15 protein-coding genes and 1 pseudogene are annotated in these 14355 nt (G+C 68.8%); 7 read left to right on the top strand and 9 right to left on the bottom strand.

The features are described 5' to 3' along the window. Positions 1-149: 149 nt before the first annotated feature. The 3 genes from BLV94_RS11475 to BLV94_RS11465 are packed head-to-tail and all read left to right on the top strand — an operon-like array spanning position 150 to position 1364. The gene (locus tag BLV94_RS11475; RefSeq protein ID WP_072937830.1) at positions 150-455 is read left to right on the top strand and encodes a hypothetical protein; all 306 of its coding nucleotides are present in this window, start codon (positions 150-152) and stop codon (positions 453-455) included. 1 nt (position 456) lies between these two features. Beyond that, positions 457-936 carry a GyrI-like domain-containing protein gene (locus BLV94_RS11470; RefSeq protein ID WP_072937831.1) on the top strand — a complete coding sequence of 160 codons (480 nt, stop codon included), beginning with the start codon at positions 457-459 and terminating at the stop codon, positions 934-936. Next, on the top strand, positions 936-1364 hold the full coding sequence (locus BLV94_RS11465) for a hypothetical protein (RefSeq protein WP_072937832.1): 429 nt from the start codon (positions 936-938) through the stop codon (positions 1362-1364). Before BLV94_RS11470 ends, BLV94_RS11465 begins: the two co-directional genes overlap by 1 nt. 43 nt (positions 1365-1407) lie before the next feature. Here the strand turns inward: BLV94_RS11465 and BLV94_RS11460 are convergent, their stop codons facing one another. Both BLV94_RS11460 and BLV94_RS11455 read right to left on the bottom strand, forming a co-directional pair. Beyond that, a complete protein-coding gene (locus tag BLV94_RS11460; protein WP_072937833.1) occupies positions 1408-2829 on the bottom strand; it encodes an APC family permease in 1422 nt (473 codons plus the stop codon). 53 nt (positions 2830-2882) lie between these two features. Further along, positions 2883-3749 (bottom strand): helix-turn-helix transcriptional regulator, encoded by an 867-nt coding sequence (locus BLV94_RS11455; protein ID WP_072937834.1) that lies wholly within the window; start codon positions 3747-3749, stop codon positions 2883-2885. A gap of 116 nt (positions 3750-3865) precedes the next feature. Between BLV94_RS11455 and BLV94_RS11450 the strand changes: the two genes are divergently transcribed. After that, positions 3866-5485, top strand: coding sequence for an AMP-binding protein (locus BLV94_RS11450; RefSeq protein ID WP_072937835.1), 1620 nt, complete (start codon positions 3866-3868; stop codon positions 5483-5485). Positions 5486-5547: 62 nt separating this feature from the next. On the opposite strand, the gene BLV94_RS11445 is transcribed toward BLV94_RS11450, so the two are convergent. The 4 genes from BLV94_RS11445 to BLV94_RS11430 are packed head-to-tail and all read right to left on the bottom strand — an operon-like array spanning position 5548 to position 9419. Beyond that, entirely contained in the window at positions 5548-6333 is a 786-nt protein-coding gene (locus BLV94_RS11445) for an ABC transporter permease (protein WP_072937836.1), read from the bottom strand. Beyond that, complete coding sequence (locus tag BLV94_RS11440; protein ID WP_072937837.1) at positions 6308-7213, bottom strand: 2-aminoethylphosphonate ABC transporter permease subunit; 906 nt, start codon at positions 7211-7213, stop codon at positions 6308-6310. Before BLV94_RS11440 ends, BLV94_RS11445 begins: the two co-directional genes overlap by 26 nt. Then, positions 7210-8379: an ABC transporter ATP-binding protein gene (locus tag BLV94_RS11435; protein ID WP_072937838.1), complete on the bottom strand. Its 1170-nt coding sequence runs from the start codon at positions 8377-8379 to the stop codon at positions 7210-7212. The genes BLV94_RS11440 and BLV94_RS11435 overlap by 4 nt, the downstream gene beginning before the upstream one ends. 2 nt (positions 8380-8381) lie before the next feature. Beyond that, positions 8382-9419: a 2-aminoethylphosphonate ABC transporter substrate-binding protein gene (locus BLV94_RS11430; protein WP_072937839.1), complete on the bottom strand. Its 1038-nt coding sequence runs from the start codon at positions 9417-9419 to the stop codon at positions 8382-8384. 184 nt (positions 9420-9603) lie between these two features. Between BLV94_RS11430 and BLV94_RS11425 the strand changes: the two genes are divergently transcribed. From BLV94_RS11425 to BLV94_RS11415, 3 genes are read left to right on the top strand one after another with little or no spacing between them, the layout of a single operon-like run. Beyond that, the gene (locus BLV94_RS11425) at positions 9604-10311 is read left to right on the top strand and encodes a GntR family transcriptional regulator (RefSeq protein ID WP_072937840.1); all 708 of its coding nucleotides are present in this window, start codon (positions 9604-9606) and stop codon (positions 10309-10311) included. A 58-nt stretch (positions 10312-10369) separates the two neighbouring features. Beyond that, on the top strand, positions 10370-11227 hold the full coding sequence (map, locus tag BLV94_RS11420) for a type I methionyl aminopeptidase (protein ID WP_072937841.1): 858 nt from the start codon (positions 10370-10372) through the stop codon (positions 11225-11227). Next, entirely contained in the window at positions 11224-12762 is a 1539-nt protein-coding gene (locus tag BLV94_RS11415) for a cobyric acid synthase (RefSeq protein WP_072937842.1), read from the top strand. The genes map and BLV94_RS11415 overlap by 4 nt, the downstream gene beginning before the upstream one ends. Here the strand turns inward: BLV94_RS11415 and BLV94_RS11410 are convergent. From BLV94_RS11410 to BLV94_RS11400, 3 genes and pseudogenes are all read right to left on the bottom strand, one after another. Beyond that, positions 12759-13229: a hypothetical protein gene (locus BLV94_RS11410; RefSeq protein WP_244163582.1), complete on the bottom strand. Its 471-nt coding sequence runs from the start codon at positions 13227-13229 to the stop codon at positions 12759-12761. The genes BLV94_RS11415 and BLV94_RS11410 overlap by 4 nt on opposite strands. Then, positions 13139-13912 carry an ATP-binding cassette domain-containing protein gene (locus tag BLV94_RS11405; RefSeq protein WP_244163581.1) on the bottom strand — a complete coding sequence of 258 codons (774 nt, stop codon included), beginning with the start codon at positions 13910-13912 and terminating at the stop codon, positions 13139-13141. Before BLV94_RS11405 ends, BLV94_RS11410 begins: the two co-directional genes overlap by 91 nt. Then, a pseudogene (locus BLV94_RS11400) lies at positions 13909-14299 on the bottom strand (GntR family transcriptional regulator). Before BLV94_RS11400 ends, BLV94_RS11405 begins: the two are co-directional and overlap by 4 nt. Between the last annotated feature and the right edge of the window lie 56 nt (positions 14300-14355).

Below are 14355 nucleotides of genomic sequence, written 5' to 3'. Positions count from 1 at the left end.
CTGTCCACCGATCGGGGGACGCGGATTTCATCCTGTTCGGGGGCTGATCGGTGGACAGACGTCACCGTCGGCGCCGTCCATAGTTGGTTGCAGAATGAAGAACCCGCACAGCCGGGATCGAAAAGCCAACGTGGACAGGAAGTCGGACCATGACCATCAGTGCAGAAGTGAATTGCGTGGAGACAGCGAACCGCACCCGGCGGGTGTTGTTCGTCGGGCGCCCGGGCGCCGGCACCGAGCTGACGCGGTGGGTTGCGTTGCGGCAGTGGGCTTCCGACCGTGGAGTCGAATCGATCACCGAATGTGAGGGTGACGTCGTCTGCGCGATCGCGACCGAGGACGTTCTGGACGGACTCTGTTCGCCATCCGATGCGATGGCGATGCAGCTGGCGCGGGCTCGAGGGGTGCCCTGCGTCGGCGTTCGCGACGCACACGTGCTCGAGGACGCGATCTGACATGTCATTCGAGATCATCGAGCGCGGCGAAACCCTCGTGGCCGGGCTCCCCGTGCGCAGCCCCCGGCGGGCGTTGGGACAGCTGAGCGACCCTCGTCTCGACCGCGCCTGGACGAGGGTGCTCCACCACGAGGTCGGCGGGCCGCTCGCGTCCACCTACATCGACTTCGCGCCCGACGTCGAGTCGTATTACACCCAGATCGTCGGGTACGAGTGCGCGACGGTCGACGACGCCACGCGGGGCCACGTCATTTCGCGGATCCCGCCCGGCACGTACGCGAAGTTCTCCTCGCGGGGCATGTTCCCGGACGTCATGTTGCGGCTGTGGGCGCAGGTCAGCGAGGCGGAGGCGCACGGCGACATCGAGCGGACGTACACCGGCGACCTCGAGGCGTATCCGCACGCCTACGCCGTCGACCTGTACATCCCTATCCGCGTGGACGAGTCCGCCGGACCGTCGAATGCAACAGGTGAGAAGTGATGATCGAGATCGTCAAGAGGCAGGCCGAATCGTTCGTGGGCCTGACCATCCCCGAAGGAAAACCCGGACGTCCCGGGCAGGGCCGGGAACTCGTCGACTTCACCGTGGAGCGGATCAGGGATCGGGGGATCTCCGAGATCTTCGTCGTCTACGCGGCATCCCCGCCGCCGCGCACGTTCACGGTCGTCGTCGGGTACCCGTGCGATTCGACCGACAAGATGGAGCCCGGCGACGTCCTGGTCGGCGTTCGTTCCGGCTATTTCGCCCGATTCCGGTGCGAGGACGAATCGGAACCGGACGCGCTCGCCGAGACGTGGAGCGTCGCGGACTACGCGGCGGCGCGCGGCCGGATCGAACGCGCGTTCACCGAGGATCTGGAGGTGCATCATCCGGACGGGTCGGTCGAACTGTTCCTCTCGCTGTGCTGAGCGGCGAACGGCCGGTCGCGGAAGCGAAACCAGTACTGCCGTGTCACTCGTGCTCGGCGAGTTTCTCGGGGTCGATCTCGGGCCCGCCCTTGCCGAGCCTCTTGTTCACGACGACGGTCCCGGCCCACAGCACGACACCGATTCCGAGGAGGATGCCCGCGATCTGGTACTGCACCGCGGGGCGGTCGGCGAAAGGTGTGACGAGGAAGCCGCACGTGAGGGCGCCGATGATCGGCAGGATGGTCGGTACCCGGAAATGCTTGTGCTCCACCGGTTGCCTGCGCAGGACGAGCACGGTGATATTGACGATGGTGAACACGCCCAGCAGCAGCAGCGCCGTCGTGCCGCCCAGTTCGGGGACCTCACCGACGAACGTGATGAGGCCGAACGCGAGGAGCGTCGTGAAGACGATCGCCACGTACGGGGTGCGCCTCGTGGAGTGCACGCGGCCGAGCGGGGGTGGCAGGACGCCCTCCCGGCTCATGCCGTACAGCAGCCGGCTCGCCATCAGCATGTTGATCAGCGCCGTGTTGGCGACGGCGAACATGGTGATGAACGCGAAGATCCCGATCGGGAAGGCGGGCGCCCCGGCCTGAACGACCTTCAGCAGCGGAGTGTCGCCCTCGCCGAGTTCGCTCACCGGCACCAGCGCGATCGCGGTGACCGACACGAACACGTAGATGCAGCCGGTGATGATGAGACCGGTCAGCAGGACCTTCGGGAAGATGCGGCTCGGTTCCTTGCATTCCTCGGCCATGTTGACCGAGTCCTCGAACCCGACCATCGCGAAGAACGCGAGGGCGGTCCCTGCGACGACCGCGCCGAGCGCGGATCGGTCGCCCGTGTCGAACGTGGTGACCCGCGAGAAGTCGCCGTCGCCGACGCCGAGGGCCCACAACCCGATCATGATGATGATCAGGAGTCCGGACAGTTCGACGCAGGTGAGCACGACGTTGGTCTTGACGCTCTCGCTGACCCCGCGGAAGTTGACGAGACCCACCAGCGTCATGAATCCGAGACCGAGCAGGGTGATGCCGATCCCGGTGGAGAAGTCGAGGTGGAACGCCTCGACGAAATTGGCTGCGAACGCCCGCGACGCCGTCGACGCGGACGTGATTCCCGAGCACATCACGGCGAACGCGACCATGTACGTGAGGAAGTGCACCCCGAACGCCTTGTGCGTGTACAGCGCGGCGCCGGCGGCCTTCGGGTACTTCGTGACCAACTCCAGGTAACTGAACGCGGTGATGATCGCGACGACGAACGCCACCAGGAACGGCAGCCACACCGCGCCCCCGACCTGATTGGCCACCTTGCCGGTGAGCGCGTAGATGCCGGTGCCGAGGATGTCGCCGACGATGAACAACAGGAGCAGACCCGGGCCCATGACCCGCTTGAGGCTCGGTTGTTCGGGCGAGTTCGAACCCGGGGTGTTCGAATTCGTGGCGTCCGTTGTCGATCCCATCACCCACCGCCTTTCGCTACCGCCTGCGTCCCTCGTTCGAGGAGACGCGTTCGCTAGGGGAGCAGCCCGAGCCTGCGCGCGGTCACCACCGCCTCGTGCCGCGACCGTGCGTCGAGCTTGCTCATGGCGCTGCGCAGATAACTCTTCACCGTCTCGGGCCCGACCGAGAGTCGCTGGGCCGCTTCACTGTTGGTGCACCCCAGGGCGACGTGGGACAGGACGTCGATCTCACGTGGAGTGAGGTGGACGCCGGGGTCCTCGTCGGCGCCACCGGCGTCCGGCCGCAGGATCCCGGCCAGCCTCTGCGACAGCCCGCGGAGTCGGGCCTGCAGCGAGGTGTCGGTGACGGTCTGCGCGACACTCCGCAGTTCCGCGTGGATGTCCCGGAGTTCCTCGGTGGTGGCGCCACCTGCGCCGTTGCCCTCGAGCGTCTTCATCATCTCGAGGCGGCGATCGACCTCGTCCCGGATGGCGATCTCGGTACCGAGGCGTCGCGACGCCGCGACGACGATGTCCGCGGTGCGGTCGCCGATCGGCGCGCAATCACGGATGGCGGCGTACAGCACCGCGCGCGAACTGCCGTGCACCATGACGGGCACTGCCAGGATGGACCGGAGTCCCTCACTGAGGACGGGCCGGTCGTAGTGGTGCGTGATGGTCGAGGCTCTGCCGTAGTCGTTGACCGACGCGGGTGTGCGCTGGGCGACCACGCGCCCGCCCAGTCCGGACCGCGCCGGGATGGCGAGCCCCTTGAGGTTGTTGGTGCGGGTGCCGACGAACTCGCTGAGGTGGAGTGTGTCGTCCTGGACCTCGCCGGCGAACAGGACCGGCGCAACGCCGTGAGCTGCGATGGCGCGCAGCTCACCACGTAGTGCGTCCCCGTCCCGAGGGCGCAGCAGCGACGGTGCACGAGCAACCAAGTCGTCACCCCTTTCCGGGGGTAGTCACAGCGGTCTGTGAGCTAGATCATAACCGTAGTGGGTTCGGGCGACGGCCCGACCTCTTTACCTGGCCATGAGAACACGAGGAGTACCGCATGACCACCGATCCCGCCGCACGCGTGCGTGAACTGCTGGACCAGTACGACACGCCGACGGCGTCCGCCGCGGAACTGCTGTGTGATCGACACCCCGCCGACGACGTGGCGTTCACCGTCGTCGAAGCCGACCTGTCGTCGACGGACCTCACCTACGGCTACCTGCGCGAGCAGTCGTCACGCTTCGCCGCCGCACTGGCGGACCTCGGGGTGGAGCCGGGTGACCACGTCGCGACGCTGATGGGCAAGTCGGCGGAACTGGTGGTCGCACTGCTCGGGATCTGGCGCCGGGGCGCCGTCCACGTCCCCCTGTTCACCGCGTTCGCGCCGCCGGCGATCGCGTTCCGGCTCGGTGCCAGCGGCGCGAAGGTCGTCGTCTCCGACGCCAATCAGGTCGAGAAGCTGGCGCCCGGGGAAGACATTCCCGCGGATGCGCCGTGGCAGGTCGTCGTCGTGGGCGGCGGCTCCGGCGCTCTCGATTTCGCGACGCTCGTGGAGTCGCGCGACGCGGCGGATGTGAAGGGCGCGGCTGTCACGGTCGGCGGCGCGGGACCCCTCGTCCAGTTGTTCACCAGTGGCACGACCGGGACCCCGAAGGGCGTTCCGGTGCCCCTGCGCGCACTCGCGTCGTTCCACGCCTACCAGGAGTTCGGCCTCGACGTCCGCAAGGACGATGTGTTCTGGAACGCCGCCGACCCCGGCTGGGCGTACGGCCTGTACTACGCGCTGCTCGGGCCCCTTGCCGCGGGCACACGCAGCATCCTGCTGCACGCCGGGTTCTCCGCACCCCTCACCTGGCAGGTGATGGAGCGGTTCGGCGTCACCAACTTCGCTGCCGCGCCCACGGTCTACCGCAGCTTGCGGGCCGATCCCACTCCGATCCCCGAGACGGTGAAACTGCGGCGCGCGTCGTCGGCGGGTGAACCCCTCACCCCCGACGTGATCTCGTGGGCCGAGGCCAACCTGAACGTGTTCGTCCGCGACCACTACGGCCAGACCGAACACGGCATGTTCATCGCCAACGCCTGGGCCGACGGGCTGCGGGACGAGGTGCGCGAGGGCTCCATGGGCAAACCCTTGCCGGGGTGGGCGTGTGCCGTCCTCGAGGACGATTCCGACGCCGTCGCCCCGCCGCGCACCCCGGGGCGGGTCGCCATCGACACCCTGGGCAGCCCGCTGATGTGGTTCACCGGCTACGTAGACGCACCGGAGAAGACCGCGCAGCGGTTCACCGCCGACGGGCGCTGGTACCTCACCGGCGACGCCGGCCAGACCGACGAGGACGGCTTCTACTTCTTCTCCGCCCGCGACGACGACGTGATCATCATGGCCGGCTACCGGATCGGGCCGTTCGACGTCGAGAGCGTGCTCGTCATGCACGACCACGTCGTCGAGGCCGCGGTCGTCGGGATGCCCGACGAACTGCGCGGTGAGGTGCTCGAGGCGTTCGTCGTCCTGCGCGACGGCATCGACGGGACCGGCGAACTGGAGGTCGAACTGCAGACGCTGGTGAAGAAGAAGTTCGCCGCGCACGCCTACCCGCGCACCGTGCACTTCGTCCCGAGCCTGCCGAAGACCCCCAGCGGCAAGGTGCAGCGGTACCTGCTCCGCCAGAAGTAGGCGGCTCCGCCGCCCGTGCGCGGTTGAGGAGTGTCAGGACTCGTTAACCACGCACGGGTGCGTCAGCGCCTGCGGAGGCGGCCGACGACCAGCAGGGCGAGCAGGGTGACCGTCAGGAGCAGGGTGGTGTCGGCCGCGGCGAGGAACACCCGGCCGCGGTCGGTGAGACCGAAGATGCTCACCGGCAACGTCTTCCAGGTCGCCGGGTACACCATCACGGTCGCGCCCAGTTCGCCCATCGACAGTGCGATCGACAGGCCGGCCGCGGCACCGAGGGCCGGGAGCAGCAGCGGCAGAGTGATCCGCAGCAGGACGCGGGCGGGGCCGGCGCCGAGGGATTCGGCGGCCTGCCGGTACGCGGGATCGAGCCGGTCCAGTGCCGCCGAGACGGCGCTGAACGTGAACGCCAGCACGAGGATGGTGTGCGCCAGGATCACGATCCACTTGGTTCCGCCGAGCAGCAGCGGCCGCGAGTTGAACGCGATCAGCAGACCGAGACCGATCGCGACGGACGGGATCGCGATCGGCAGGTGGAAGACGGCGTCGGTGACGCGGCGCAACCACGCCGGCGCCTCCCGCGCCGCCAGTGCCGCCCACGTCCCGACCGCGAGTGCCAGTGCACCCGCGATGAACGCCGTCTGCAGGCTGACGGTGAGGCCGGCGAGATTCTCGTCGGACAGTGCCACCGCCAAGTTCCGGCCACCGAGGTCCGAGGGCAGTGGACCCGTCCAGGATCCGGCGAGGCCCGCGGCGACCACGGTGGCGATCGGTGCTGCGAAGACGACGGTCACCACGAGGCCGAACAGGCTCAGGGCCAGCGCCCTAGCTCTTGTCGTCCACAGCAGCACGGCTGCCTCCCGTCAGTGTCGCGAACAGAATTCGGTACGTGCAGTACAGGGCCAGCGACAACGCCACCTGGACCGTGGCGATCACGGCCGCGCCGGGCAGGTCGAATGTGACGATGCCGCGTGTGTAGATCAGGACGGGCAGTGTCACCACGTCCTTGGCGCCCGTGAACAGGACGATGCCGAACTCGTTGAGGGTGAGCAGCAGCACCAGCGAGCCACCGGCCAGCAGCGCGGGCCAGGCCTCCGGCATCACGACGGTCCGCAGCACCCGCAGCGGCGACGCCCCGAGACTGGCGGCGACGTCGAGTTGTTCGCGGGGGATCTGGGTGAACGCGGCGAGCAGGGGGCGGACGACGAACGGGGTGAAGAACGTGATCTCGGCGGCGATCACCCCGAGTGGGGTGCCGACGAAGTTCAGCGGCCCGTCGGCGTCGCCGGTGATCCGCGTGATCAGTGCGTTGACCGCCCCGGCGGTGCCGTAGAGGAAGGTGAACGCGAGGGTGATCAGGAACGACGGCAGCGACAGCACCGCGTCGATCAGCCGGCCCACGACGGTCGATCCCGCGAACGGGACGAACGCCAGGACCAGCGCGAGGAATGTACCCAGGACCAGGCAGCCGAGCGTCGAGAGGGCGGCGATCTGCACCGTCCGCCACAGCGCCGTGCGGAACAGTTCCGAGCCGAGGACGCCGGACCAGGTGTCCAGACCGGAACCGGTGCCGGAGTCGAGGGATTCGGTGAGCACCCGCGCCATCGGGTAGACGGCGAATCCGAGGACGAGCAGCAGGGGTGGGAGTGTCCAGGCGATGGCGCGCCACCGGACCGGTTCGGGACGGGGCGGGGCCGCCTCGGTGGGCGGACGTTCGAGTGTCGCGGTCATGCCGCCGGCACCAGGACGCTGCCGTCGGAGGGGAACTGGACGCCGACGACGGCGCCCGGTGTGCGCTGGTCGTGACCGGCGACGTCCGCGTCCACCTGCACGCCCTCGAGTTCGTCGACGGTGAGGGTGATCCGTGTGGTCGACCCGCGCCACACCGTCGAGACGATCCGCGCCGCGAACGATCCCTTCGCGCCGGGCGCCGTCAGCGTGACCGCGTGCGGGCGGACGCACAAGAATGCGGGCAGGTCCGACTCCCACGCGACGTGCCCGATGTCGGGTTGCGGGGCCGTCGCGGTGACGGGGACGCCGCCGATGGACACGCGCGCCGACGTTCCGATCACCCGGGTGACGGTGCACGGCAACAGGTTGGCGCCGCCGAGGAATTCCGCGGTGAAACTGCTGGGCGGCCGCTTCCACAGGTTCTCGGCGGTGTCGACGTCCGCGAGCCGGGAGTTGCGCATGACGGCGATCCGGTCGGCCAGCGCCAGCGCCTCGCCCTGGTCGTGGGTGACGTAGAGCATCGCCGTGTCGGGCAGGGCCGCCCGCAACCGGGTGAGCTCGCCGAGCATGGTCTCGCGCAACTGCGCGTCGAGGGCGGCGAGTGGTTCGTCGAGCAGCAGGACCGCGGGCCGGATCGCCAGAGCCCGGGCGATCGCGATCCGCTGCTGCTGTCCGCCGGACAGTTCGCGGGGCAGGCGCTTGCCGTAGGCGGCCATGCCGACCATCTCGAGGGCCTCGGTCACTCGCGCGCCGATCTCCGCGCGCGGTACCCGCCGGGCGCGGAGCCCGAACGCGACGTTGTCGGCGACCTTCATGTGCGGGAACAGCGCGTAGGACTGCACGACGACACCGATTCCCCGTTTCGCAGGCGGAAGCCCGGTGACGTCGCGTGATCCGAGCCGCACCGAACCCGAAGTGGGACGGACGAATCCGGCGAGGGCCTTCAGCGCGGTCGACTTTCCGGAACCGCTCGGTCCGAGGAGGGCCACGGTTTCACCGCGGGCGACGCGGAGGGTGAAGTCGACGAGGGCGTGGGTGACACCCCTGCCGCGTCCGTAGGCGACGGTGACCCGGTCGAACGTAATGACGGGTGCGGAGTACTCGGTGGCCCCGCGGACCGCGGGGGTGTGGGACGGGTGCGTCCGCCCGGTGGGAATTCCCGACACGATCAGCTCCCGGTGGCCTTCTGGTACGCGGCGACGTCCGAATCGAGTTCGGTGAGTACGTCGTTCCAGTTCGGCGACCACACCTGGACGCCCTGCAGGGCGCGCGCCGGGGCGCTGTCGCTCGCGGCGGCGCGCACGTCCTCGCGGACCGACACGCCGCGCGCCTCGTCGGCGACCGTCTTCTGTGACTCCTCGGACAGCAGGAACTCCATCAACTGCCTGCCCTGCTCGCTGCGCGGCGCGCCCTTCGCCAGGCCCATCACGTACGGCAGGGCGACGGTGGTGCGGGTGCCGTCGGCGGCGGCGGGGAAGAAGAGGTCGAATGTCGAGCCGTCGTCGGCGATGGAGGTGAGGTTCATCTGGACGTCGCCGTTGGCCACGAGCAGTTCGCCGTTGCTGACCTTCGACTGCAGCTTGCCCGTCGAGGACGACGGTCCCACGTTGTTGGCCTGGAGCTTCGCGAGGTAGTCGAGCGCGCCGTCCTTGCCTATCAGGTGCTGCAGGAGCAGCAGCACCGCGGTGCCGTCGCCGGCCTGACCGGGGGTGGAGTACTGGATCCTGCCCTCGAGCCGGTCGGACAGCAGGTCGTCCCAGGTGCGGGGAGCGGGCGACGCCGCAGGGTTGGCGATGAAGGACAGGTAGTTCCCGACGACGGGAACGAAGCGGCCGGCCGGGTCGGTCTCGGCAGCGGGGACGGCGGAGGTGTCGACGCCGCTGGGGACGAGCAGTCCCTGGGCGTCCGCCTTCTGGATGAACGGCGGGAGCGTGACGACGACGTCGGCCTGCGGGTTCGACTGTTCCTTGTCGAGGCGGGAGACGACTTCGCCGGATCCGGCTTCGACGAGGTTCACCGCGATCCCGGTCCGTTCGGTGAAGGCGTCGAAACGCGACTGGTACCACCCGGAGAGTCCGTCGGCGCTGTACACGGTGACGGTGTCGGTGCCCGAGTTCGCGGCGGTACCGGTTCCGCCGCAAGCGGTTCCGAGGGTGAGGACGGTCGCGGCCAGGGCGGCGGCGGCGATCCGTGGGCGAAGACGCATGGCGAATTCCTAACGATGAGGGGGTCGGTGCCGAGGAGCCTGCCGTTTGGTCTAGACCATTGGGCCACCGTTGGGGGAACGCCAGGTGAACAATTGGTATAGACCATTTTTCGGGTACGCTCGGCCGCATGAACGACGACGGCGACGCGTCCGGTGAGTCCGTGCCGATCGGCACCGTCACGCGATGACCCGGACGCCGAACGTCCCCAAGTACTACCGCGTCCGCACCGAACTCGAGTCCATCCTCGCCGAACTCGAGGTGGGGGACGCGGTGCCCGCGGAGCGGGAACTGGCCCTGCGGTTCACGGTGTCCCGCGAGACGGTGCGGCAGGCCATCCACGAGTTGCTGGTCGAGGGACGCGTCGAGCGTCGAGGCCGCGGCACCGTCGTCGCCAGCCCCAAGCTCGTGCAGCCGCTGTCGCTGCGGTCCTACACCGAGGGTGCCGTCAGCCAGGGGCGGGTGCCCGGGCGTGAACTGGTCACGTTCGAGGAACTCGGCGCCGACGCCGACCTCGCCGAGGCGCTCGGTCTCGCGATCGGCGCGCCGGTGATCCACCTCGAACGGGTCCTGCTCGCGGACAACGAGAAGATCGGGCTCGAGAGCACCCATCTGCCCGCAGGCCGCTTCGGGGAGATGGCGCGCGCATTCGACCCGGGCACCTCGCTGTACGCGGCGATCCGCGAGACGGGAGTGGTGTTCGCGTCCGCCACCGAGCGGATCGAGACCGTGCTGGCCTCCCCGCGGGAGGCCGCGCTGCTCGACTCGACCACCGCCATGCCGATGCTGCTGCTCCACCGGCTCTCGCTCGACACTGCGGGTGTTCCGATCGAACGGGTGCGTTCTCTCTACCGCGGCGACCGGATCGCATTCCTCACGACCCTGCGGGACTGAGAACCCGCGCGGCGGGTCCCGAGGCGCCCCGGCCAGGTGCGGGTCTAACCTGGTACCCATGTCTGTCCGCACAGCACTGAGCCCCGGAACCGTGTCTCCCGTCCTCGCCGTACCGGCGGGAATCGAGCGTCCCGAGTACGCGTGGAAGCCCACGGCCAAGGAAGGCAACGAGCCGTGGGTCCAGACCCCGGAGACCATCGAGGCCATGCGGGTGGCGAGCAAGATCGCCGCGCAGGCCCTGCAGGAGGCCGGTAAGGCGGTGGCGCCGGGCGTCACCACCGACGAACTCGACCGCATTGCGCACGAGTACATGATCGATCACGGCGCCTATCCGTCGACGCTCGGCTACAAGGGATTCCCCAAGTCGTGCTGCACCTCGCTGAACGAGGTGATCTGCCACGGCATCCCCGACTCGACGGTGATCCAGGACGGTGACATCGTCAACATCGACGTCACCGCCTACATCGGCGGCGTGCACGGAGACACCAACGCCACGTTCCTCGCGGGCGACGTCGCCGAGGAGAACCGGTTGCTGGTGGAGCGGACCCACGAGGCGACGATGCGCGCCATCAAGGCCGTCAAGCCGGGCCGGGCGCTCAACGTGGTCGGCCGTGTCATCGAGTCGTACGCGCACCGCTTCGGATACGGCGTGGTCCGCGACTTCACCGGACACGGCATCGGCACCACGTTCCACAACGGCCTCGTCATCCTCCACTACGACGAGCCTTCCGTGGACACGGTCATCGAACCCGGCATGGTGTTCACGATCGAACCGATGATCAACCTCGGTGACATCGGCTGGGACATGTGGGACGACGACTGGACCGTGGTCACCAAGGATCGCAAGTGGACGGCCCAGTTCGAGCACACCATCGTGGTCACCGAGACCGGCAACGAGATCCTCACCCTGCCTTGATCGAGAGCCGGTGGAGGGGCGCCCTGCTCGTTGCCGGCACCACGTCCGACGCGGGCAAGAGTGTGCTCGTGGCCGGACTGTGCCGGATGCTGGCGCGGCGGGGTGTCCGGGTGGCGCCGTTCAAGGCGCAGAACATGTCGAACAACTCCGTCGTCACGCTGGACGGCGGCGAGATCGGCCGGGCGCAGGCCCTGCAGGCCGCGGCCTGCGGACTCGAGCCGAGCGTCCGCTTCAACCCGGTGCTGCTGAAACCGGGCAGCGACCGCACGTCACAACTGGTGGTACGGGGGCGCGCCGTCACGTCCGTCGGGGCCCGCGACTACATCGAGCACCGGCAGCACCTGCGCGCGGTCGTGGCCGAGGAACTGGAATCGCTGCGCGCCGAATACGACGTCGTGCTGTGTGAGGGCGCGGGGTCTCCCGCCGAGATCAACCTGCGGGCCACGGACCTCGCGAACATGGGGCTCGCCCGCGCGGCGGACCTCCCGGTGCTCGTCGTCGGCGACATCGACCGCGGGGGGGTGCTGGCTCACCTGTTCGGCACGGTGGCGGTCCTCGCGCCGGAGGACCAGGCGTTGATCGCGGGTTTCGTGATCAACAAGTTCCGCGGCGACGTGTCGTTGCTGGCGCCGGGTCTGGAGCAGTTGACGGCGATGACGGGTCGCCCGACGCTCGGGGTGATTCCCTTCGCCGAGGACCTGTGGCTCGACGCGGAGGATTCGCTGGGTGTGGTGGGGGACGCCCCGGTCGGACGTCCGGCACCACCGGTCGGCGACGACTGGCTACGCGTGGCCGCGATCCGCCTGCCCCGCATCTCCAATTCGACGGACGTCGAGGCGCTCGCGTGCGAACCGGGCGTGTCGGTGCGCTGGGTCGGCGATCCGTCGCGGCTCGAGGACGCCGACCTGATCGTGCTGCCCGGCAGCAAGTCGACCGTGTCGGATCTGGAGTGGTTGCGCCGCACCGGCATCGCGGACGCGATCGCCGTGCATGCGAAACGCGGCGGCCCGGTTCTCGGCGTGTGCGGCGGCTACCAGATGCTCGGGTCCGTCATCGTCGACGACGTCGAATCCGGCCGGGGTGCGGTACCCGGGCTGGGACTGCTCGACCTCGAGGTGGAGTTCGCCCCGGACAAGGTGCTCGCGCAGGTCCGCGGCGACGCCCACGGAGTTCCGGTGTCCGGGTACGAGATCCATCATGGGCGGGTGAGCCGCAACGGCGATCCGCCGCTGCTCCACGCGAGCAGCGGCGCCGCGGAGGGCAGTATCCGCGGCGCCGTGTACGGCACGCACTGGCACGGTCTGCTCGAGACCGACCGGTTCCGCCGGCTTCTGCTGGACGACGTGGCCGAGCACGCGGGGAGAACCGGCTTCGTCACCGCCCCGGACACGGACGTCGCTTCGATCCGGACCGCTCAACTCGATCTGCTGGCGGACCTGGTGGAGCAGAATCTCGATCTGCACGCCCTCGAGGCGCTGCTCGGGGCGGGCGCCCCTACCGGGCTGCCTGCCATCGCGTCGACCCTGCTGCGCTAGGCCGTCGCGCGGCGGACGACCGTCCACCCGCGGCGAGGATGCCCCGCCGCGGCGGCCAGCGCGGGCAGCCACACCATCGGCACCGATCGGGGCGCATCGGCGAACCAGTGGCCGATGTCCGGCCACCACTTCTGCCACGTGATCACGAATGCGGCGCCGCCTGCGGCGAGGAGAGTGCCGACGCCGAGCGTGAACAGGCCCACCACCCGCCACCGGTGATGCAGTGCGCCCAGGAACAGTCCCGACGCCGCGGTCAGCGACAGGCCGTAGAGCAGTATCCCGAACACGAGAACCTGGACGGCGGCGACCAGCAGGGTGGCCGCGAAGTAGTCGCGCCGGGTGACGCTCGTCCCCAGTGCGAACGGGAACGTCTGCGTCATGGCCTGCAGGTAGAACGCGAGGGCGAACCCGAACAGGGAGAAGACGCCGCCGCTGAAATTGATGTCGCTGCCGGTGTCGCCGACCATCGCGAAGATGGCCGCACCGATCGTGAACGATCCGACGAGCACAGGCCCTCGTCCACCGCCCGGTCCCGTTCGGCGTCCGACAGCGTGGTCTGCACCGTCGCCCGTTCGTGACTGCCGAGCGATTCCCGGTGCAGCACGGTCTTGTTCGAGGTGAAGGCGGCCACCAGTGGCGCCAGACCGGAGACGACGACGGCGCCCTCGCGGAGTGCGCCGGCGTCCTCGTCGAGGACGATCCGCCCCTTGTCGATCAGGATCACGTGTTCGATCAGGTCGCTGACCTCGTCGATGAGATGCGTGGACAGCACCACCGTGCGCGGGTGTTGGGCGTAGTCGGCGAGCAACCTGTCGTAGAAGAGGTGCCGTGCGCTCGCGAGGGCGTGCCGGACTTTGAAGTCGTCCGGGTACTTCTGGCTCTCCTTGACGTAGCAGACGTCGGTGAGCACCCGAGCATTCTCGTGCGGCGCCTGTCCGAAGACCTCGACCGCGCCCGAGGTCGGGAACTCCTGGCCGGTGAGGATCTGCATGAGCGTGGTCTTGCCTGCGCCGCTGCGGCCGAGGAGGCCGTAGATCTTGTTCTCCTGCAACGAGAAATCGATATCGTCGAGTGCGGTGACGTCGCCGAATCGCTTGCCGAGGCCCCGCGCCGAGGCGATGGTCGTCGTGTCGGATACCGTGCCGATCATCGTGCTCCCTCCCGTTGGTCGAGCATGGTCTCGAGTTCGGCGATGCTGACGCCGAGTTTGTCCGCCTCGGTGACGAGCGGATCGATGAACTGTTGCGCGAACCGCTCGCGTCGCCTGAAGCGCAGCGCGTTCCGGGCGCCGGAGGTGACGAACATCCCGATTCCCCGCTTTTTGTAGAGGATCCCGTCGGCGGCGAGCTGATTCAGGCCCTGGCTGCGGTCGCCGGTTGATCCGGTGGAATGCGGCGAGTTCGTTGATGGACGGCACCTGGCCTTCCTCGGGAAGGGTTCCGTCGATGATCGAGTTCTCGATGAGTTCCGCGATTTGCCGGAACAGCGGTCTGCCGAGTCGATCATCGACGCCCGCCTCGTCGGTTGATCGGTTCATTACTCATGTAAGGAACCAGAGAACTAGGGCGGTTCGAGCGCAAGAGGTCCCCGATC

It is taken from the genome of Rhodococcus koreensis (genome assembly GCF_900105905.1).
Classification (GTDB): Bacteria; Actinomycetota; Actinomycetes; order Mycobacteriales; family Mycobacteriaceae; genus Rhodococcus_F; species Rhodococcus_F koreensis.
The sequence above is the reverse complement of the archived record's forward strand: the minus strand, read 5'-3'. Positions and strand labels throughout refer to the sequence as shown.

Excerpts from the sequence above, each read along its gene's own strand:
- BLV94_RS11425 (WP_072937840.1), top strand. The coding sequence starts at position 9,604 with ATGACCCGGACGCCGAACGTCCCCAAGTACTACCGCGTCCGCACCGAA.
- BLV94_RS11440 (WP_072937837.1), bottom strand. The coding sequence starts at position 7,213 with ATGACCGCGACACTCGAACGTCCGCCCACCGAGGCGGCCCCGCCCCGT.
- BLV94_RS11460 (WP_072937833.1), bottom strand. The coding sequence starts at position 2,829 with ATGGGATCGACAACGGACGCCACGAATTCGAACACCCCGGGTTCGAAC.
- BLV94_RS11465 (WP_072937832.1), top strand. The coding sequence starts at position 936 with ATGATCGAGATCGTCAAGAGGCAGGCCGAATCGTTCGTGGGCCTGACC.
- BLV94_RS11410 (WP_244163582.1), bottom strand. The coding sequence starts at position 13,229 with ATGGTCGGCGACACCGGCAGCGACATCAATTTCAGCGGCGGCGTCTTC.
- BLV94_RS11475 (WP_072937830.1), top strand. The coding sequence starts at position 150 with ATGACCATCAGTGCAGAAGTGAATTGCGTGGAGACAGCGAACCGCACC.
- BLV94_RS11405 (WP_244163581.1), bottom strand. The coding sequence starts at position 13,912 with ATGATCGGCACGGTATCCGACACGACGACCATCGCCTCGGCGCGGGGC.
- BLV94_RS11430 (WP_072937839.1), bottom strand. The coding sequence starts at position 9,419 with ATGCGTCTTCGCCCACGGATCGCCGCCGCCGCCCTGGCCGCGACCGTC.
- BLV94_RS11470 (WP_072937831.1), top strand. The coding sequence starts at position 457 with ATGTCATTCGAGATCATCGAGCGCGGCGAAACCCTCGTGGCCGGGCTC.
- map (WP_072937841.1), top strand. The coding sequence starts at position 10,370 with ATGTCTGTCCGCACAGCACTGAGCCCCGGAACCGTGTCTCCCGTCCTC.
- BLV94_RS11450 (WP_072937835.1), top strand. The coding sequence starts at position 3,866 with ATGACCACCGATCCCGCCGCACGCGTGCGTGAACTGCTGGACCAGTAC.